Annotated in this window: 19 protein-coding genes and 2 tRNA genes; 15 read left to right on the plus strand and 6 right to left on the minus strand. The window is 50.5% G+C overall.

Going from position 1 to position 18,077, the window contains the following annotated elements:
* The first annotated feature begins 9 nt into the window (after positions 1 to 9).
* A complete protein-coding gene (locus WM42_RS10465) occupies positions 10 to 675 on the plus strand; it encodes a DUF1707 domain-containing protein (RefSeq protein ID WP_062037991.1) in 666 nt (221 codons plus the stop codon).
* Here the strand turns inward: WM42_RS10465 and WM42_RS10470 are convergent.
* Complete coding sequence (locus WM42_RS10470) at positions 672 to 950, minus strand: hypothetical protein (protein ID WP_062037994.1); 279 nt, start codon at positions 948 to 950, stop codon at positions 672 to 674. The two genes, WM42_RS10465 and WM42_RS10470, sit on opposite strands and share 4 nt — an antisense overlap.
* A gap of 384 nt (positions 951 to 1,334) precedes the next feature.
* A tRNA-Asn gene (locus tag WM42_RS10475) sits at positions 1,335 to 1,407 on the minus strand.
* A gap of 212 nt (positions 1,408 to 1,619) precedes the next feature.
* Between WM42_RS10475 and WM42_RS10480 the strand changes: the two genes are divergently transcribed.
* The 8 genes from WM42_RS10480 (at position 1,620) to WM42_RS10515 (ending at position 10,766) form a co-directional block, all read left to right on the plus strand.
* Positions 1,620 to 2,912 carry a glycosyltransferase family 4 protein gene (locus WM42_RS10480; protein ID WP_062037997.1) on the plus strand — a complete coding sequence of 431 codons (1,293 nt, stop codon included), beginning with the start codon at positions 1,620 to 1,622 and terminating at the stop codon, positions 2,910 to 2,912.
* Entirely contained in the window at positions 2,909 to 4,450 is a 1,542-nt protein-coding gene (locus tag WM42_RS10485) for a glycosyltransferase family 4 protein (RefSeq protein WP_062038000.1), read from the plus strand. Before WM42_RS10480 ends, WM42_RS10485 begins: the two co-directional genes overlap by 4 nt.
* A complete protein-coding gene (locus WM42_RS10490) occupies positions 4,450 to 5,898 on the plus strand; it encodes a glycosyltransferase family 4 protein (RefSeq protein WP_062038003.1) in 1,449 nt (482 codons plus the stop codon). Before WM42_RS10485 ends, WM42_RS10490 begins: the two co-directional genes overlap by 1 nt.
* A 5-nt stretch (positions 5,899 to 5,903) precedes the next feature.
* On the plus strand, positions 5,904 to 6,677 hold the full coding sequence (locus tag WM42_RS10495) for a hypothetical protein (protein WP_062038006.1): 774 nt from the start codon (positions 5,904 to 5,906) through the stop codon (positions 6,675 to 6,677).
* A 10-nt stretch (positions 6,678 to 6,687) separates the two neighbouring features.
* A complete protein-coding gene (locus tag WM42_RS10500; RefSeq protein WP_235591256.1) occupies positions 6,688 to 7,530 on the plus strand; it encodes a hypothetical protein in 843 nt (280 codons plus the stop codon).
* A 289-nt stretch (positions 7,531 to 7,819) separates the two neighbouring features.
* Positions 7,820 to 8,938 (plus strand): glycosyltransferase, encoded by a 1,119-nt coding sequence (locus WM42_RS13095; RefSeq protein ID WP_158510274.1) that lies wholly within the window; start codon positions 7,820 to 7,822, stop codon positions 8,936 to 8,938.
* 72 nt (positions 8,939 to 9,010) lie between these two features.
* Positions 9,011 to 9,937 carry an ABC transporter permease gene (locus WM42_RS10510; protein WP_235591257.1) on the plus strand — a complete coding sequence of 309 codons (927 nt, stop codon included), beginning with the start codon at positions 9,011 to 9,013 and terminating at the stop codon, positions 9,935 to 9,937.
* The gene (locus WM42_RS10515) at positions 9,927 to 10,766 is read left to right on the plus strand and encodes an ABC transporter ATP-binding protein (protein WP_158510275.1); all 840 of its coding nucleotides are present in this window, start codon (positions 9,927 to 9,929) and stop codon (positions 10,764 to 10,766) included. The genes WM42_RS10510 and WM42_RS10515 overlap by 11 nt, the downstream gene beginning before the upstream one ends.
* Before the next feature lie 93 nt (positions 10,767 to 10,859).
* On the opposite strand, the gene WM42_RS10520 is transcribed toward WM42_RS10515, so the two are convergent.
* Together WM42_RS10520 and wecC are read right to left on the minus strand one after the other, a co-directional pair.
* Positions 10,860 to 12,788 carry a hypothetical protein gene (locus tag WM42_RS10520; protein WP_062038012.1) on the minus strand — a complete coding sequence of 643 codons (1,929 nt, stop codon included), beginning with the start codon at positions 12,786 to 12,788 and terminating at the stop codon, positions 10,860 to 10,862.
* Between the two features lie 26 nt (positions 12,789 to 12,814).
* Positions 12,815 to 14,068: a UDP-N-acetyl-D-mannosamine dehydrogenase gene (wecC, locus tag WM42_RS10525; protein ID WP_062038015.1), complete on the minus strand. Its 1,254-nt coding sequence runs from the start codon at positions 14,066 to 14,068 to the stop codon at positions 12,815 to 12,817.
* A 296-nt stretch (positions 14,069 to 14,364) separates the two neighbouring features.
* Between wecC and WM42_RS10530 the strand changes: the two genes are divergently transcribed.
* Together WM42_RS10530 and WM42_RS13725 are read left to right on the plus strand one after the other, a co-directional pair.
* Positions 14,365 to 14,438 (plus strand) — tRNA-Ile (locus WM42_RS10530).
* A gap of 93 nt (positions 14,439 to 14,531) precedes the next feature.
* The gene (locus WM42_RS13725) at positions 14,532 to 15,053 is read left to right on the plus strand and encodes an excalibur calcium-binding domain-containing protein (protein ID WP_082787690.1); all 522 of its coding nucleotides are present in this window, start codon (positions 14,532 to 14,534) and stop codon (positions 15,051 to 15,053) included.
* Between the two features lie 73 nt (positions 15,054 to 15,126).
* Here WM42_RS13725 and WM42_RS10540 read toward each other — a convergent pair whose 3' ends face one another.
* Positions 15,127 to 15,369, minus strand: a complete 243-nt coding sequence (locus WM42_RS10540; protein ID WP_061923861.1) for a hypothetical protein — start codon at positions 15,367 to 15,369, stop codon at positions 15,127 to 15,129.
* 242 nt (positions 15,370 to 15,611) lie between these two features.
* Here WM42_RS10540 and WM42_RS10545 point away from each other — a divergent pair, with 242 nt between their 5' ends.
* From WM42_RS10545 to WM42_RS13105, 4 genes are all read left to right on the plus strand, one after another.
* Positions 15,612 to 16,139: a hypothetical protein gene (locus WM42_RS10545; protein WP_062038018.1), complete on the plus strand. Its 528-nt coding sequence runs from the start codon at positions 15,612 to 15,614 to the stop codon at positions 16,137 to 16,139.
* A gap of 67 nt (positions 16,140 to 16,206) precedes the next feature.
* Positions 16,207 to 16,689: a helix-turn-helix domain-containing protein gene (locus WM42_RS10550; RefSeq protein WP_062038021.1), complete on the plus strand. Its 483-nt coding sequence runs from the start codon at positions 16,207 to 16,209 to the stop codon at positions 16,687 to 16,689.
* Positions 16,682 to 17,101 (plus strand): hypothetical protein, encoded by a 420-nt coding sequence (locus WM42_RS10555; RefSeq protein ID WP_145915065.1) that lies wholly within the window; start codon positions 16,682 to 16,684, stop codon positions 17,099 to 17,101. The genes WM42_RS10550 and WM42_RS10555 overlap by 8 nt, the downstream gene beginning before the upstream one ends.
* A gap of 79 nt (positions 17,102 to 17,180) precedes the next feature.
* Positions 17,181 to 17,396, plus strand: a complete 216-nt coding sequence (locus WM42_RS13105) for a tryptophan-rich sensory protein (protein ID WP_082787691.1) — start codon at positions 17,181 to 17,183, stop codon at positions 17,394 to 17,396.
* A 13-nt stretch (positions 17,397 to 17,409) separates the two neighbouring features.
* Here the strand turns inward: WM42_RS13105 and WM42_RS10560 are convergent, their stop codons facing one another.
* Positions 17,410 to 18,048 carry a hypothetical protein gene (locus WM42_RS10560; RefSeq protein WP_062038027.1) on the minus strand — a complete coding sequence of 213 codons (639 nt, stop codon included), beginning with the start codon at positions 18,046 to 18,048 and terminating at the stop codon, positions 17,410 to 17,412.
* Positions 18,049 to 18,077 lie beyond the last annotated feature (29 nt).

Below are 18,077 nucleotides of genomic sequence, written 5' to 3' on the forward strand. Positions count from 1 at the left end.
ATTAAAGGTGTGAAACCGCTGGATATCCGCTGTAACCACCGAGAACGCATGAAAGCTGCAGATTTCTTAGGAGATGCGCTTTCGGCAGGGCAGATTGACCTCGATGATTTTGAGAAGCGTTCGGCCGCCTGCGTAGATGCAACAACCCGCGCTGAGCTTATCGAGCCGCTAGCCGACCTTGTAGAGAACCCAGAAGTTCTCCTTTTTGGGCAGGAACGAAAAAGCGCAAAGGCCTATGCGGGCCAGCAAGAATCTAAAGCCATCGCCAAGGTAGAGCAGGCCATCCGCCAGGTGCAGCCGAGCGTGCAGGAGACCCGCTCTCTTGCGGTGGGGATTTTCGGCGGGTCCACTGTCAGCGGTGGGGCAGTAGCTCATTCCCTGACAGCCCTCGGCTTTTTCGGCGGCGTGGACATTGATCTCACGGGTGTTGCCTTGCATAGTCGTACTACCACCATCGAAGCGGTGGGGGTCTTTGGTGGCGTGGATGTCTATATTCCCGAAGGCTTCCGCGTCCACGTCAGCGGCGTAGACCTTTTTGGTGGGCATGACCTCAAGGTAGAGAACGGCGCCATCCATCCGAATGACCTGCCAGTGGACGCACCAGAAATCAACGTCAACTGCTATAGCCTCTTCGGCGGCGTAGACGTTCACGTGGGGCGCCGCTACAAAGGCTAGAGCGGGGCGTTTAAGTCAAGAACGTGGTTATACACGCTTTTACGGTGCCCCACCCGCTTTGAGCAAGTCCACGCCTTCATTACAGAAATCTCGTCGGCCGCAACCTCAAGAAGGCCCTGCTGGAGCTCGGCGGCACCGATCCGTACATAAGTCTCGATGCCGCCGATGTCACCAAGGCGACTGAGTAAGCCTAGGTCAAGCGCATCATCGTCATGGAGGATATTTGCGATGAGTTTGTTGATGAAATGGTGTGCATCGCCGAGGGAAGGGAACAAGATGTTCCTTCCAACCCAACGAGCACTACCCCTTGCCCTCGCACAACGTCGCAGTGAACCTAGACAAGCAAGTCCAGCTTGCCGTGCACGATGGCGCCACCATCTGTACCGGTAGCGAGCTGCATGGGACTGCGAACTACAACACACTAATCGTGCTTACCGACGCCCGTAGGCTCCGACTCCTACCATGAGGAGTTTTGGCCCCGTGGCCGACTTTGGGCGGCATCAAGAGCGACGGCTATGGCTGCCATCTTTCTGGCTTTGCCCTAGATGAGTTCGTAAACAAGCAGTGCCTGTACACCAACGAGTAAGGCAAAATCCGTTCTAGACCGGAGGCAATCGGGCTACATACAAAAGTTCCCGCTTAGGAAAGCGGGATTTTTGCTCCTCCAACTGGGCTCGAACCAGTGACCCTTCGATTAACAGTCGAATGCTCTGCCAACTGAGCTATGGAGGAATATGTGTGCGGAAAGCTGTTGGAAGTGCTCTCTGCGACGTGAAGTAACTATATCTACCTTTCGAGATTGTTACAAATCGCCAGCTCGTGCTGGGTTTTTCAGTTCGGAGGTGTCGGTAAAATTTCGAGGCTTGAAAAGGGGCGAGCTTCAGTTGCTTCAACGCTAAAATCGGTAAAGTGTTGCTGTGGTCGAGGTAGGAAGTGGTCACTGATTGAAGATCGTCGTTTTCTCCCAGTTTTGGGCGCCGGAAAATGGGGTGCCCCAAAGGCGCTGGGTGTGGCTTTCTAGGGTTCTAAACGATCTAGGGCACGAAGTTAATGCTATTGCGCCTTTTCCGCATTATCGGATGAACAAAACTTTGGCTGATTCATTCAACTCGTTTAAGAAAATCGGTCTTGCGGAAACCGGAGGGGCTGGGGAAGTTGTATTCCGTAGCCCATTCTTAATTTTGGGAGATTCACTATCTGCAAGAGTCATAGCTCAAGCTGTGAACGCGGTTGGTGCGATTGCTACTGTCGCTGTACGTCAAAAGGAAGTTCGTGAATCTGACGTTGTGTTAGGTACTGTCCCCGCGATACCGACAGCGTTCATCTCGTTCCTTGTGGCGAAAATCTTCCGAAAATCATTAGTGATTGATCTTCGCGATGCTTGGCCTGATCTTTTAGATGTCCGAGAAAAGTGGAATGAATCAACCGGTAAACGATCGTTGCGTGAACGTATTTTCAGCCAGGGGCCGGCTCAGCTGCTTAGCTTTATCGTTAAGCATGCGCTCTTTTATGTGCTAGATCATGCAGATGGAATAGTGGTTACCTCCGAGGAACTCGCTCAAAGTTTGGAGCTGCGTGGTTTAAAGAGTGGAGCAAGATGCCGTCGCATTTTTACGATCCCAAATGTTTTCCCTTCAGCTCCAGGGGTTGAAGACATTGTTCGTCAGGCATCCGAGCATGAAGAGCTCCGGGTTCTTTATGCTGGCACTCTCGGCCGTGCTCAAAATCTACAAAACGCGATCCAAGCCGTTGAACTGGCTAACTCCCGCGGGGCGAACGTGCGGTTACGCTTTGTAGGTGCAGGAGCAGCGCAACCGGATTTGGTTTCTTCGGCAGCTGGTAAGGACTCTGTCGAATTTCTAGAGTCGAGGTCGCTTAGTGAGCTCAAAGAGCAGTATCTTTGGGCCGACACAGCTTTGGTTCACTTAGCCGGCTGGGGGCCGCTAAAGATGGCAGTGCCTTCGAAAACGTTTGAATTGATTTCGCTTAGTCTGCACATAAGCGGCGTGGTCGAAGGCGAGGCAGCAAGATTGATATCAGATTTGGAGGTCGGGACTGTTGTTAAGCCAGATGATCCAGATGCCCTCGCAGAAATGTGGATCGAAATGTTTAATGATCGGTCTCGGCTCGGAGTGGGCACTAAAGGCATTCGATGGCTTGAGGAACAACGAAATGTAAAAGTCCCGATGAAGCTCTCGAAGTTGATGGCTGCTCTAGAGAAAAAGGGGGAAGAGTGACAAACGTAGGTCTTCCACAACTATTCAGGCAGTTAACTTGCATTGCGACTTTTTCTCTTGTCCAAGTCCTCGAGGACCCGAAGGGATTCGGCAGGAAAGTTACTCTTAAGCTGAGCCAATCTCTCTCTTCTTCTGGACAAGTCGATGCTGGTTTCGAGAATCGTCCTTTCTTCCACAATCCTTTCACTAGTTTGGCGAAAGCTTTCGAGGGGAGTCGTTTAGGAGCGGTGTCTGGGGGGAAAGGCACTAACCAAAAGCAGATGATGCCGGCGAAAGGGTTTGTCCCTTTTTTCGAAGAGAAGTTAGAAGTCGGAATTCCACCTTCGCAAAATTGGAAAGCATCAGATTCAGTGACACCGCTGTTTCTGGTGAACAGTTCGCTCCCATACACCCAATCGGGCTATACAATTCGGACCGAACACTTGCTCCGTTCGTTGGCCAAATTATTTCCGGATTATACGGTAGTTACCCGTTTTGGGTACCCGTCGATTATCGGAGAATTTCAATCGAGTCAAAGGAACCCTAGCGTCATTCATAACGTGCCGTTGGTTTACAAGAGGAGCTATAAGAAGAACGTTCAGAATCAGATCGATTTCGTATTAAAACTTTGCAGGGAGAAAGAAATTGATCTAATTCACGTAACGACTGATTTCACTAATGCTCAAGTGGCTGCTGTCGTTGCCCAAAAAATGAATATACCTTGGGTCTATGAGGTGAGAGGGGAGCCTTATAATACTTGGCTCTCTCGTTTTCCTTCGAGTGAATGGGCTCAAAAAAGAGAAAGCGATTTCTACAAGAGCTTTAAACGCAAGGAGCTTGAGGCTTGTCGAGCGGCATCTGCAGTAGTAGTGCTAAGCAATGTGCAAAAGCAATTTTTGATTGATGAAGGCATTGCAGGAAAAAGAATTACAGTAGCACCCAACGCTGTCGATCCGGACGAACCAGATGTACCTTCTGCCGTTTTTTCTGTGAGGGAGCAATTAGGTCTTCCCGGAAACGCACGTGTCGTCGGTGCAATTACTTCTGTAGTTAAGTATGAAGGTCTTGAATATCTGATTCGTTCAATAGATTTTCTGCCCGATGAGGTTCACGTGGTTGTGGTCGGTGATGGAGAGGACTTGGACAGGCTCAACGGAATACGTCTTCAGGTTGAAAACCAACACAAAGTGCATCTGGTTGGACGACGCCCGAAGAGTGAGATGAAGGCTTGGTATTCTGAACTGGATGTTTTTGTGCTACCTCGGATTGAAGCCGAAGTTTGTAGGAACGTCACCCCGATCAAGCCTTTGCAAGCACTTTCATTAGGCGTCCCAGTGGTTGCATCTGATTTGCCTGCGATTAGGGAAGTAACGGGAGGATTTGCTAGGTACGTGGTCCCCGGCTCTGTCAATGCGCTAGTCGAAGGAATTCACGAAGCTCTAGATAACCCAATCGAGTACATGGCAGATGAAAAGTGGTTAAAAGAACGAACATGGAAACAAAGCGCAGCTAGTATTGCAAAATTGTACGATGAAACCATGCGAGCAAAAGGGAAATAATGTCAAAAGTAATTGATGCGTGGAACAACGCCGATTTCGAATTCGTGGCAGCGCAGAAGCTCAGCAGATTTAAGCGCAAAGATATTCGGCTTGCGATTCGGGAATCGCGTTATGCACTTAAATTGATAGATGCCGCCCGTACGGACGGCTCAGTACGTGAACCGGGCTCTTCTACTGATGCTCCAAAAGTAGTGACGATCCTGCATGCAAGCCTGCCGAATCATACAGGGGGTTACACCGGACGTGCACAAGGGCTCCTGAAAGGCTTAGCGGAAAACGGCTTGGAAGTCCGTGCCTACACACGACCTGGATTTTATAACGAGCGAGTTGATTCCAGTGCGGAGTTTCCATTTCCGGTAGATGAAGTTGATGGCGTCAAATACCATCACTTGCCGATAGATGTATCACGTACCAAGGGCGAATTCGAGTATATGGTTTCGTGTATCGCTTGGTATCGAGAAGTATTTCTTGCTGAGCGTCCGAATATTGTTCATCTGAGGTCTACTTACCTTATTGCGTTACCCGCTATGATCGCGGCTCACCAATTGGGAATTCCAGTTCTTTATGAGGTATCAGGACTCTGGGAACTTGTTTACGAAGGACGTGGCCAGACTGGACGTGCACGTCGCACAATTCGATGTGAAGACTTGGTCTGTGAGTATGCAGACCGCATCGTATCGATGAACAATTCAATGGCAAACCTGTTGGCGGAACGCAATTCAAAAGCCATCGAGGTAGGCCTTGTTCCCAATGCAGTGGATGCTCAGCGGTTCGCTGTCATTGATGACCTGAACCGAGTCGATAATTTCAAGTTTGATTTTGGTTACGTAGGTTCTCTGGTCGATTATGAAGGACTTGACAATCTTATCGAGGCAGTTGCTATCGCTAAGAAAAAAAGCAGAACCTTAACAGGAAAGATCGTCGGCAAGGGGCAACAGTACGATTTGTTGAAGGAAAAAGTCGCTGAGTTGGGGTTGGAGCAACAGATTGCACTGCCAGGTCCCGTTTCAGCGGATCAAGCTGTTTTGCAATTCCAAGATGTGAACATCGTGGTGTTGCCGCGTAAAAGTACCCCTGCAACGGAAAACGTTACTCCGTTGAAGCCGTTTGAAGCGATGGCTGCTGGTCGGCCTCTATTGGTTTCGAATGTAGCTGCTTTGGAAGAAGTATCGGGAAATGGCCGATATGCGGAAGTCTTCCAAGAAGGGGATCCTCAGGACCTGGCAAACGCTTTGGTTTCCCTTTTAGACGATCGGCAACGTCAAGAAAAGCTAGTGGTAGAAGCCCGAAAACTTGTAATTGAAAAGCATAATTGGACCTACGTGGCTAAAGCGATGGCCGATGAGCTTCAGGAGTATTCGAGTGTCGTCACAGCGCTTCCAAACGTTGTTTACGATCAAACGATCATGCACAACGGTGACTTAGTGATTTCTTCGATGGAAAGGTAACCATTATGGCAAAGCGAATGACTAAGCGGATGGTGCTTGCTGCGGTGACGTCTCTGGTAGGAGTCGTATTCACTACGGCGTACGCGATTACCGGAAAAACGTGGTTTGAGATTGGTTCGGTCGTAGCCCTATTCGGCGTGCTCTTACTAGGCATTGATGCGGTGGAACGGGGAAATATTCTTGGATTCCGAAAGTTGGAACGAGTCAATAAGAATATTTCAAAGCAGCTAAACGACTTTCGTCTAAAGGCGAATAGCGCCCCCTCTGACTTAAGCCGCACTGAACGCGATGATTTGCGATCACAGAATCGTGAACTGATGCAGACGCTTCAATCAGTGTCGAGGTATGTTTCTGAAAGGGAGCACCTTCAAAGCAGCAAGCGTAAACCGACACCAGCGCAGCTTGACTCGATTCGAGAGCTTATTGAGTGGGCTGAACCGACCACTATCTACTGTTCTTACGAGTGGCGCTCTGAACTGTCTGACGTTGAAAAAGTTGCATTTGAGTCCGGAGACGTGCCTGCCAATATTGATAAGCGTCGTCCGATGATTTTGGTTGATATAGAGGACATTTCTAACTTGCACCGTCAACTTCTGAGTTCTCCAGGGCTGCGTCAATCAATAGTGGTCTTGCGCAAGAACGCAGGCTCGAACTTTGTTGAAAGTTTGAACGGGTTTAAAGAAATTGCTCCGGTCCCCGTGCTCTTTGGAGTTCAGTGCTTTTATCCTGAACAGTACGTTTCGGAAAAAAAGTTCTCTAAGCTTCTTTCTTATCAGTAAGTAGGTAGTAATGGAAAATGTAAAACTATCGGATTTTAATCCGAAGATGGCCCCCGTCGAAACGTCTGAAAGCTACTCTGAATACCGAGCGATAGTTGAGGTAGATAAGGTAGCTCTTCCAGTCTTGGTGCGGAAAAGGGCTGGTGGCTCGGATGGTTTAGTAGTTTTGTACAATGGAGCTATTCAACGCTCTAAAGCACCCGATGGCGTGGTATTTCAACGTTCGTCATGGTTGGACGACATTAACGCAGATGTAGTCCAAATTGCTGACCCAACTCTGGTCAAGCACCAAAGATTGCAGATCGGCTGGGGACAGTATTCAACGGAGAATTGGGCTCTCGATAGCTACAAGGCTTTGCTAGACCATGTCCGTTCTGAATTCAAGCTTGCGGAAGTTGTTCACACGGTCCATTACGGAAGCTCAGCCGGTGGATTTCAGGCGGGCGTCGTTGCGACCTTGGATAGAGGAAGCTTAGCTGTGGTGAATAATCCGCAGTTGGATTGGTCTAGGTATAACCTAGTTTTCGTGAAGGCTCTATTGCGGGACGTTTTTGAAGGAGCTGAAGTCGAGAAAATCCTGGAGGAATCTCCATGGCGTGTAAACCTGATCGAGTTTTTCAAAAAACAGAACTATATTCCGCCAATCGAAATCTTGACGAACCTAGCTAGTGATGGGGATTATGAGCAGCAATTGCTTCCTTTCCTTGAAGGACTTCGTCAATTGCACTCCGGTAATCGAACCCCGCGGGTAAACTTCAGGAGCTATGCCGATGCTAATCTTGGCCATAATCCGTTGAGTAAACCTTATACGTTGCGTTTGATAAACGAATCCATCGAGCGAGTACTAAAATAGCGATTTAAAAGTTTTGTTACGTCAAACTGTTTTAGATTCGTTGTGCCCTTTGTCGATGGGGAGATTATCGCTGAAGCGTATCGGTCGAATGAGCTTGGGGACTTCAGCAATTCTCTGGCTAAATCGTGCGGTCTTGGCTACCCGGCACTTCATCATCCGAACTCTGCGACCACTGTTGTTGTCGAGAATGAGCTCGATAAGAGCTATCCAAAAACAACAGCAGTTTCGCAAGGTTCGAGCTCGAGTTGCATCAGGGCATAGCGGAAATGCTTGGACGTACGATCCACGTGTGTTTAACCAATTTCCTAGCGTTTCTTTTAACCGCAAACTAACGAGGCAGACACGTTCTATTGAACGTAAACAGTTGGATTTGCTTGAGCGAATTACTGCTCTTTCAACAGAACTTGATAGACAAGTTCTGAGTGGTAGTACAAGCGATCTTGAAAAGGCTTGCGAAGATAACCTTAATGAGAACGCAATGTACCTAATTTCTGGAAACCACTCAGAAGAGATACACAGAGACAGTTCACCGTTGCTGTCAATAGTGGTTCCAGTCTTCAACAACGGGCGTTTTTTGTTGGGTAAGTGCTTACCGAGTGTCTTAAGTAACCAATTTTTTAGTCAATTTGAAGTACTGCTCGTAGATGATCATTCTTCGGATCACTTAACCCGTACGATCTTGACTTATTTGGAGCGACTTCCAAACTTTAGAGTAATCAGGTTGCAAGGCGCACCAAGCGGCTCTGCTTCACGGCCTCGAAACATCGGAATCGAATGTTCGAGGGGGGAGTACGTCACCTTTTTAGATCCGGACAACGAAATTAGCTCCGGAGGATACGATCGTCTTTTGTTGCTTGCGCAAGATAACCGGAAAAGCGAATTCGTCACTGGTTATCAGAAGAAGATTCAAACGGTAACCACGGAAACTGGAAGGCATGTTCTCTATGGCTCTCTGGTATTGGATGAGCCGCGAAAAGCGCTTTTTTCTGGAAAGCGCTTCCCCGTTGTGTCGACTCAAGCCTGTGTAATCAAGAGATGCATCTTAGCCGATAGCAATATTAGGTTCGTTGAAGAGGCGGTCGGACAAGATACGCTATTCGGGTGGCAAATAGTGCTTGCTGCTAATTCCCCAATCGTCACCAGCAGAGCCCATCTCATCTATTATGCTGGCCGAAATGACTCCGTCACGAACTCAATCGATGTCAAGTATTTCTTGAGAGCAGAGAAGAGAGAGAAGGCACAAGCTGCGTTTCTCCGTCGGGTCGGTCTTCTAGACGATTATCGGGCGTATCATCTTAGCTTTTACTTCCGACATTGGTATCTTGTGAAGCTTAGAAAAGTACCTCTAGATGAGGTCGGCGAAGTGAAAAAGGTTCTGGCTCGAATCGCTGAACTATACGAAATGTAGATGTGTTTGAATACAATTGATGTAGCTTTCGGTCCGCCATCTAAATAGCGGGTTCAAAGGCGTGTACATCGTTTGAAAGGCTTTCATTTGAGGGACGAACAAGAACTCGAGGCTGTAGCTAAGTTAGCAGCGGAGTCTAGCCCGGATTCAAATACCGTGCTGGCGGACGATACAAACCTAAATTTCACTCACGTTCGTCTACCTGTATCTCAATACTTAGCTGAGATGTGGCGGTACCGGAAATTTACAGTCGCCAATGCTCGTTTTCGAGCGAGCGCAGATAACGACGATATGTTCCTCGGGCGGTTCTGGACCGTTTTGGAACCGCTGCTGCGTATTGCGATGTACGGAACTATCTTTGGATTGCTCTTAAATACGTCTCGTGGCATTGACAACTTTTTGGGATTTCTTGTTCTTGGATTGACCTTCTTCTCCATGATGTCTCGAGGGTTGGGCAACGGTGCGGGCCTGATCCAGCGTTCACGCGCGATGATGCGTACTTTTAAGTTTCCGCGTGCATCTCTTGTAGTCGGTGAGTCATTACGAGGATTCTTTAGCAACTTGATTCCAGCGGGATTGGCGGTCTTAGCTGCCCTGGCTTTTCAATTTGGCGAGCCGCTCCACTGGACCATCATTTTTGTCGTACCGCTGATTCTCTTTATGAATATCTTCGCGTTGGGGCTTTCGTTTTTCACGGCTAGAATTACCGCTTTTTTGCCCGATGCTAAGAAGGTAGTATTTTTTTTCAACCGAGCTTGGTTCTATGTGTCAGGCGTATTTTTTTCAATCGAACGTTATGACTCAGTACCAGAGCTACAGCGAGTAATGATGCTGAATCCCGCTTACGAATTCTTGAAGTCGATTCGAGGTGCGACAATGTACGGCACCGCACCAACTTGGGAAGCTTGGGCACTCATGATCGGTTGGTCTCTTGGAACATTGGTTCTAGGGTTCCTGTTTTTCTGGGCGGCAGAGGAAAAATATGTACATGTTAAATAATCCGACCGTCTTAGTGCGAGAGGCGTCTCGATTTTACCGCTCGGATAATAAGCGCAGTATCTTCAAACGACCGAAATTAACAGATGAACGCGAAGGCGACTACGTCCGTGCATTAGATGGCGTAACCATGTTCGCTGACCAAGGCGAATGCATTGGAGTTTTGGGGCGCAATGGCTCTGGAAAGTCGACTCTGATGCGCCTGATCGCCGGAAACGAAGCTCCAGATCAGGGGGAGGTGTTCGTTAGTGCGACTCCGACTTTGCTCAACGTTTCAGCTGCATTGCAACCACGCTTAAGCGGATACAAAAATATACGTCTTGGTCTCTTAGCACAGGGCGTCGACGAGGAAGAGATTCCGAGGCTCACTGAAGAAATCGTCGAGTTTGCGGAGATTGGCAATGCTGTTTACCGGCCAATGAAGACATACTCTTCTGGCATGGGAGCTCGACTTAAGTTCGCTATTTCCACGGCTATGCAAAGGGATCTGCTACTTATTGACGAGGCTTTGGGCACCGGTGACGCGAGTTTCACGGAGCGAGCACAGGAACGGATGAAGTCCTTCCTAAATGACGCTGGAACTATCTTCTTAGTCTCGCATGCGATGGCATCGATTCGAAGTATGTGTACTCGAGTAATTTGGCTACACGACGGCAAAATTATTGCCGATGGTGACGTCGATGCAATTACGTTGCTTTACAACAAGTGGACAGCGAGAAGCGCACGTAAGAATTTTGAAGCTGCGAATGATCTAATTAAAAACGTGCGCAGTGCGTACTCGAAACCCAACGTGTTGCTTCAGAGCGAAGTCACACCGTACCTAGGTGGATAAGCGTCGGCAGCGGGCACTAAGGGCTAATTAGACGAAAATTAAAGACCTCGTTAGCGATTAAACAATCACTAACGAGGTCTTTAATTTTTGAGTTTAGGGGAGGTGTAAAGGATTGGTCGATGAAATATCCAGATCAGTCTCGGCTTTAGCCTCGTATTCCTTCCAGGAAATCAGTCTCGTCTTACTGACGTTAGACCATGCCTTTCCGACTGAGCGCGTCGGGCGAATTCCGGCGTCTACGGTATCGCCGCATTGCAGACCGCGGATAGTTACAGTCCAAGGGGCGTTGCCGTTGCCTAGGTAGCTCGCGCCGAGCACCTTGTCATTTACTCTTACAAAGAGTTCCAATGCATTGGCTTCTCGGCCAATGTCGTAGCTATTCTCCAACGTGAACTGCAGTGAACCCTTTGTATTTTTAAAGTCTCCTTGAAAGAACACCTCAAATCCCGATTCCAATTCAGGCTCTTCGAGCTGAATGACATCAGGTAAGTTCTGCTCCCTAACATTCGTACTTGAGCTATGGGGGTGCCGCTCGCATACGCTTACGTTGGGGGTCAGATCGAAAGCAGATTGGAAGAACGGCTTTCCGTTTACGTCGAATGCCGCGATAGGGGGATACACAGTCGCGATGAACTTTCGAGCGAAGAGGTTGTTCTTTCTGTCATAGAAGTTCATGTCTTGAGCGGCTTCGAAAACTTTCCTAATCGCAAGGGGATTAATAGGTAGGAAAGCGGTAGATTGACAATTGATAGCTTCTGACTGGAAACGACCAGCTCGAAGCTCCCAGAATAGACAGTTGGCTATTGGAAGGCCGCTATCGCGAACTCGGTTGAAGTCGTACTTGTTCCAAAACTCCATTGCTTCTTCTGGTGCAAGGGTGTGCCCGCGCTTTTGCTCCGAAAAGCCAGCAATGCTACCTACCAGCCTTTTGAAAATTTCCTTGCTGGACATCGGTTTGGCAATGCTTACAAAGTAGTCTTTGAAAATTTCCATTCCACTGCCTACATAGCAAACTGAAGGTTGCTTACCAAGAATATTCTCGTAAAGGCCCTGGAAATTAAGCGCGTGTTTGCCGATGTAGTTTTGGGAAAGAGTATCCCTTTCTGCTTGCGAAAGGCGATGATTTCCTGCTTCTTCGATTGGCAGTACGACGTTCGGAACCTCCAATGCCGTCGCGATGCGATTCGCCATTTGAACGTCCTGTTTATAGGAACGGGCCGTCGTTGCATCGTCTGCAGATGGTGCACTAGTGCTGCCATAGGTTACGAAAGTCAGGTCTTTCGTCACGGACAGAGCAGCAGCGGCGCAAAGACGCGTGTCCATTCCTGCGGTTAAAGCACAGTATTTTTTCTCCGGACGGGACTGCCAGTACCGAATGGAATTGCCGGCAAGCAAAGTAGCTTGCTCCAAAACTTCGGTTGCGGAAGAATCGCCTATCTTTGTCTCCGAGTGTGGGTAAAAACGGACGATTTTGTTTTCTGTGAAATCGTATTTGAAATTCGGGGGAATTGCACAGACCCTGGGATCTTCTGTTTCGTCCCATAACTTGTGCTGTCCGAGTTGCGTCAGTTCAGCAGTCGGATATCCGCGTGCGTCGATCTCTTTGGAGATGAGCGGCAAATGGGAACCAATCAGGAAGGACTCTTTGTGTACATACACGGGCTGGCTTGCAAGCGTGTCGTTGTAGACGAAGTATTGTCCGTCCATTGCGACACAGCATGCCCAGCGCCCAACTACAAAGTCAAGGAATTGTTCGAACTCCCCAATCCCTTTAGACAGAGCTGAAAAGGCATCAACAATGATGTGCTCGCTATTTAATGAATTTTGAGCATTCGTTGCGTGACCAAGCCAGACTATCCCTCGTTCTGAGTCACCTTTAACGGCGACGGGCTCGTCATTTTGAGCGTACAAAAATAGTTTGTCGAGGACTTTGGACTCAGTAAACCCCATAGTTTCGAAATTTTCCAAAGACAGTGGGGCGTCTGTGAGAACGAAGCCGAACGGGTATAGGCGAATGGCCACGGGGGAGCTCCTATTGCGTGTGTTAGTTAGTTCCAAAGACCCTTTGTATCCACAACGGCCTTTCCGGTCAGCTGTGCGCTGGAAAGTTCCTTGAACTCCTTGTGATCGACGAGCAGGACGATGACGTCGGCCTGCTCGAGAGCGTTGGTGTAGCTGACCAATTCGACGTTATCGAAGCCCTTGAGTCGCTTTGGAAGCTCGCTAACGTTTGGCTCGACAGCGAGAATCTGCTTATCCTCGAGTTCTTCTGCAAGATCGACGGCGATGTTAAGAGCCGGGGACTCGCGCAGGTCGTCGATATCTGCCTTGAATGCCAGACCGAAGACAGCAACCTTGGAAGCGTTGGACTCTGCCACAGCCTCCTTGACCTTCTGCTTAACCCATTCCGGCTTACCGTCGTTTACCTTGCGGGCGGTGTGGATCAGCTTCGAGTTCTCCGGGTCAGCGGCAACGATGAACCACGGATCGACTGCGATGCAGTGGCCACCGACGCCAGGGCCTGGCTGCAGGATGTTCACGCGTGGGTGGTGGTTTGCAAGGTTAATGAGCTCCCAGACGTCGATGCCTAGTTTGTCGCTGATGAGGGAGAGCTCGTTCGCGAACGCGATATTGACGTCGCGGAAAGAGTTCTCCGTAAGCTTTGCCATTTCGGCGGTGACATCGTTGGTCGGCAGAAGCTCGCCCTTGCAGAAGGTTGCGTAAATCTCGGTTGCGCGGCGGGTGGCCTCTGGGGTTTGGCCGCCAATAATACGGTCATTCGTGCGCAATTCTTCCATTGCGTACCCAGGGAGGATGCGCTCAGGGCAGTGTGCGAAATATATGACTGGCTTGTCATCAGGATTGTCGGCGCCATCAGCAACGAGGTCAGTGCGGATTTCGAGAATACGCTCAGCCATCTTTGCGGTGGTCTGTGGAGGAGAGGTGGACTCGAGAACAATGAGTTCATCGCCAACAAGCTGAGGGGCGATTGCCTCTGCCGCCGAGTAGATGAACTTCATGTCAACGTCGTAGGAATCGGTGAACGGGGTTGGAACCGCGATGATGTAAGCATCGGCGTGAACCTGCTCAGTGGTAGCGCGGAAACGACCGGAAGAAAGTGCCTCATTCAATTCTTCCTGGAGGCCTGGCTCGACGATAGTCACTTCACCGCGGTTGATTTTCTCCACGTTTGCAGCATTTACGTCGACTCCCGTTACGTCAACACCGGAGTTTGCCATTACTACAGCCGTTGGAAGGCCAATGTAGCCAAGTCCGACGAATGCAACTTTCTGTTTTGTCATTTTGGAGTTCCTAACCTACCTGCGTGCAGTTTTGAAACCGAGTCCCGTGTGGAAGAAACGGCTAACAGGAAGAACTTAGCACTTTTTATTCGTCTTTTTTGATTTAGGGAGAAAATGAGGTGACGAGCGCTCGGAACTGTTAGATGCTTTGTGTCACTGGGTTAATTCGGCTTAAACAATGCCTTAAGGCGGGGGATTCAATTCTGAGATTTTATAACGGGCAGGCAGTTTAAGGGTCGTGTGTGGGAGTCTTACACCGTGCATGTATTCTAGGTGAGCATCCCAGCATGCAATTAGGGGCTATAGCTCAGTCGGTTAGAGCCGCGGACTCATAATCCGCTGGTCCCGGGTTCGAGCCCCGGTGGCCCCACCCTTTGGGATTCTTATCACAAAGTGCCAGCGCACAGGGGGAGCCTTTGTAATCTGAAGAAGATTTATTTCTTCTCTTTCGGAGGTTCTCCCGATGTCTCGCTCTCTTGGTTTGATGGTAACTACTCTGGGCGCTGCCACACTACTTGTAGGCTGCGGTGGAGGAGATTCAGATTCTCAGCCCACGTCGGAGCCAACGACAACGGCGACGACATCGCAGACCACCATTTCCTCCTCTAGCTCGGCTACTTCCACGACTTCTTCTTCTACGCCAGCTTCTGAAGGAACCCCCTCACCGACGGAACCGGCAGCACAGCTAGAGGTAAGTCCGGCTCAGGTAACGGAAGAAACCGTCCAGCAACAAGAAGCATTTTTGGCTCCACCAGCGGGCGTCGATGCAAATGTCGATCCTGATGCAGGCGCCTACGTTGAACAGCCGGCTCCGGAAGCACCAGCTGTTGAGGAACAGCAGGCTCCAGCGCCGGCGCCAGCGGCTGCTTACTATCCGAACTGTGCAGCGGTTCGTGCTGCTGGTGCAGCCCCGATCTATGCGGGAGATCCTGGCTACAGCTCCGATCTCGATCACGACGGTGACGGCGTAGCTTGTGAAAAATAGCTAAACGGTAACTGTGAAGGAGAGGGCATTTGCGCGGCGTCGCCAAGCATGTGCCCTTTCTTGTTGTGTCTGCCTAGTTGATAAACAGTGGCAGCAGGAACGCCATGCCTGTGTTCCTGACAAGGTGGATGTTCCAGACAAGGTGGAGCGTGGTGGCGGAGATGAGGTTGCTGGCGCGGCGGGCTTCGAGTGTGGCGATGCCGCCGATGAGTACAGATATCACGAGCAGTAGGGGAATGCCCATGGCGACGGTCACGGCGATGTAGAGGCCGACCTGCGCAATCAGTGATGCAATGGGCTGGTGCGTGAGTGGCATCGACGTGCGGTATGAAGGCCTTTAACAGTGGGGAAATCAAAGAGGGGCTCGACGCGGGAGGTCATTATTTAGTGTAATCGCGTACTGTCGAAAGTATTGACAACATCGCACTCGTCGACGTGTGCCGGGGCCAGGAGAAAACATGAATAACGATACCGCTGTGCAGGCACGGCTGGCGCTTGTCACGGGGGGAAGGTGAGATTTGAAGGGCATATCTGCGTAGGGGAGTTCGGGAGGAACTAGTGGATGATTTCGAGTTTCCGGAGATGCCTCACGTGTATCTGCCGGCAGTCAATGCGGACGAGGGGCTGACGCGTTGGGAGTTCTTGCCGGGGGCGTTGGATGAGTTTCAGAAGCTTGAGGGAATCGATGAAGATGCTTTTCTCGAGATGCAACAACTTTTGCTGCGTTGGGGTGAGCGTGGCGCCCGAGAGGATGACGTTGCATTGGTGGAGCCATCGGGCAGGAGGGTTCTCAATGAAATTCTGAACCCGCCATGGTTAGGCGAGTTGAAAGGGTGGGGAACTGGTGGCAATGGCGAGGACCGTCATTTTCGACTGTACTTCCTCGATATCTCTTTGAGGCCGGGTGAACCGGCCCACCAGATGCTTGTGAGCTTGTGTAAAGAAAAGCGGATCTTTGATGACACGCGTCAGGGGGCTCGTAAGACTAACGAGGCGCAGGATCGAGACATTTTGCTGGCTATGCGTCTAGGTAAGCAATGGTGTCAGAAAAATCGGGTCACTTTTCGGCAATGGCCGCCGAAATAGGGATGTGCATTAAAATGCACATAGCTTATGATGGGATGAAACATAGGGAATCAGGGGTGAATTGGTAATGGCGAAGTTAACGATCAAGCCGAAGGATGCGTTGCCCGGGGACCTCATCGGGTCGCAAATGGACCTCATTGAGCAACTCGTGGAGTTTCGAAAACTGCGAGGCATGACGCAAAGCGAGGTGGCATCGCGCATGGGTGTCGATCGCTCTGTTGTCACCAAGTTTGAATCATTGGTGGGACTTGGGAAGAAGAACCACACAATGAAGATGATTCGTGCGTACGCAAACTCTGTTGAAGCGTATGTGGCGCACGTTGTGGTAGATGGTCGTATCCAGCATGGACGTGCTCCCTATGCCGAGCTTAAAGAAGAAATTGCTCGGCGGATTACTGCTTTGGCAAACGCGAATGAGGCTCACGAACAATTCTCTGAGGCTGGCCGTGGTCAGCTGGAAACGGACTTTGTATTCGCTGCCCCGGTAGAGTCCGCTGAAACAGGAGTACTGCAGCAGATGGACTACACAATGGAGGGGACTCTTGTCTAAAGAACAACGGGCTGGCTATGCGACGTGGCAGTTGCTTCGCGCTGAGGGGCAGCGCATCGGGGAACAACAGTCGAAGGATGTAGTGCAAACGAAAGGCCAAGTATCTTTCCAGGTTTCGCAAGGTCAGACTCGTGAGACTCTGGTGCTTGAAGTTCGCATTGATGTTGACGTGCCGGCGCGCGCGAAGTTGGCGCTGGCCCTGCGTGGTAACTGGCCAAAGCCGGAGCATAAAGAGTTAACGCCGGAAGAATTGGCTCAGCTTCTCTTGGGCTACAAGCTTGATGAGCTCGTTGCCGTGGTCAATTACGAATTGCAAAACCTAGCGCCTAAGTTTGGCGTGTCAGCACCCTCGATTCCGCAAGAGAAATTGGAAGCCCTACGCCAAGACGCTTCGGACAAGGAAACGGAGTAGTCCGTGCCGTTCCTTGGGATAAGGCGGATGGCCTTTCCAAGCGCGCAAGCATGCCGCGGCTCTCGGTGCGAACCTCGCATTGAACGCCGGCTGGAGCGGCCTCTTCTTCCGCTCGAAGCATAAGAGACTGGCCACCGCTTGGGCCGGCGCCCTAGGCGCAAGCTCCGCAGACCTCGTGCGCCGCGCCTGGAAGTCTGCACCCGAGCGCGGTGCGTTGCTAGCACCCTATGTGGCATGGACGGGCTTTGTCACCGTGCTCAGTGCGGAGATTGCGCGATTGAATCGCAGACACTAGCACTGCGACTGCGCTAGAGGATTGTGACCCGGCCATGCCAGAACGGCCCGCTATTTACGGTAAATGAGGCGCCGGAGTTGTGATCACCGTCTTTTTCGCAGCCAAGGGTGTCGCCAGCGGAACCGATGCTGCAATCGACGTTGTAGGTCTGGCCAGTGGTTGGGCTGGTGACTGTCACGGTCGTTTTCGGGACGGAAGTGACTTGAGGTTTGTATGGACCATAGGTGTAGGTCGCTGCGGTTGCTGCCTTGTAGAGCTCCGCTACATAGGCACAGGAACTCATGCTGCCAGGGCGAACGGTGATGTCTGCGGGGAAGTCGTAGCAGTCGGTTGAAGCGATGGCATCGCCGTTGGGATAGATGTTGCTGCCAGACTGGGTATCTGGATTTGCGGCAGCCCCGCTAGCGTCTTGGGCGTTGGCGCCCTCGCCGCTATTGCCCAGAGTTGGCTGTGGACCTTGATGTTCCTTTGCAGTGTCTTCGCTGGAGGTTGAACGGGCATCGGATTGCGTAGCGCCGGCAGCTTGAGAGAAAGAGGTTTCGGGCAATGCTTCGGAGGAATGCTCGCTGTTGTCGCTGCCATTGCTACAACCGGTCAAAAGAAGTGTTGCGGCAAGGGGCAGGGAAAGTAGGAGAGAAGAGAGTTTGTGCATAGGTGTATTCTAAGGCGATTGCCCAGCGC

It is taken from the genome of Corynebacterium simulans (assembly GCF_001586215.1).
Lineage (GTDB): Bacteria > Actinomycetota > Actinomycetes > Mycobacteriales > Mycobacteriaceae > Corynebacterium > Corynebacterium simulans.

Coding starts and splice junctions, on each gene's coding strand:
- WM42_RS10560 (WP_062038027.1), bottom strand. CDS start 18,048: ATGCACAAACTCTCTTCTCTCCTACTTTCCCTGCCCCTTGCCGCAACA.
- WM42_RS10495 (WP_062038006.1), top strand. CDS start 5,904: ATGGCAAAGCGAATGACTAAGCGGATGGTGCTTGCTGCGGTGACGTCT.
- WM42_RS13725 (WP_082787690.1), top strand. CDS start 14,532: ATGTCTCGCTCTCTTGGTTTGATGGTAACTACTCTGGGCGCTGCCACA.
- WM42_RS10550 (WP_062038021.1), top strand. CDS start 16,207: ATGGCGAAGTTAACGATCAAGCCGAAGGATGCGTTGCCCGGGGACCTC.
- WM42_RS10500 (WP_235591256.1), top strand. CDS start 6,688: ATGGAAAATGTAAAACTATCGGATTTTAATCCGAAGATGGCCCCCGTC.
- wecC (WP_062038015.1), bottom strand. CDS start 14,068: ATGACAAAACAGAAAGTTGCATTCGTCGGACTTGGCTACATTGGCCTT.
- WM42_RS10490 (WP_062038003.1), top strand. CDS start 4,450: ATGTCAAAAGTAATTGATGCGTGGAACAACGCCGATTTCGAATTCGTG.
- WM42_RS10515 (WP_158510275.1), top strand. CDS start 9,927: ATGTTAAATAATCCGACCGTCTTAGTGCGAGAGGCGTCTCGATTTTAC.
- WM42_RS10540 (WP_061923861.1), bottom strand. CDS start 15,369: ATGCCACTCACGCACCAGCCCATTGCATCACTGATTGCGCAGGTCGGC.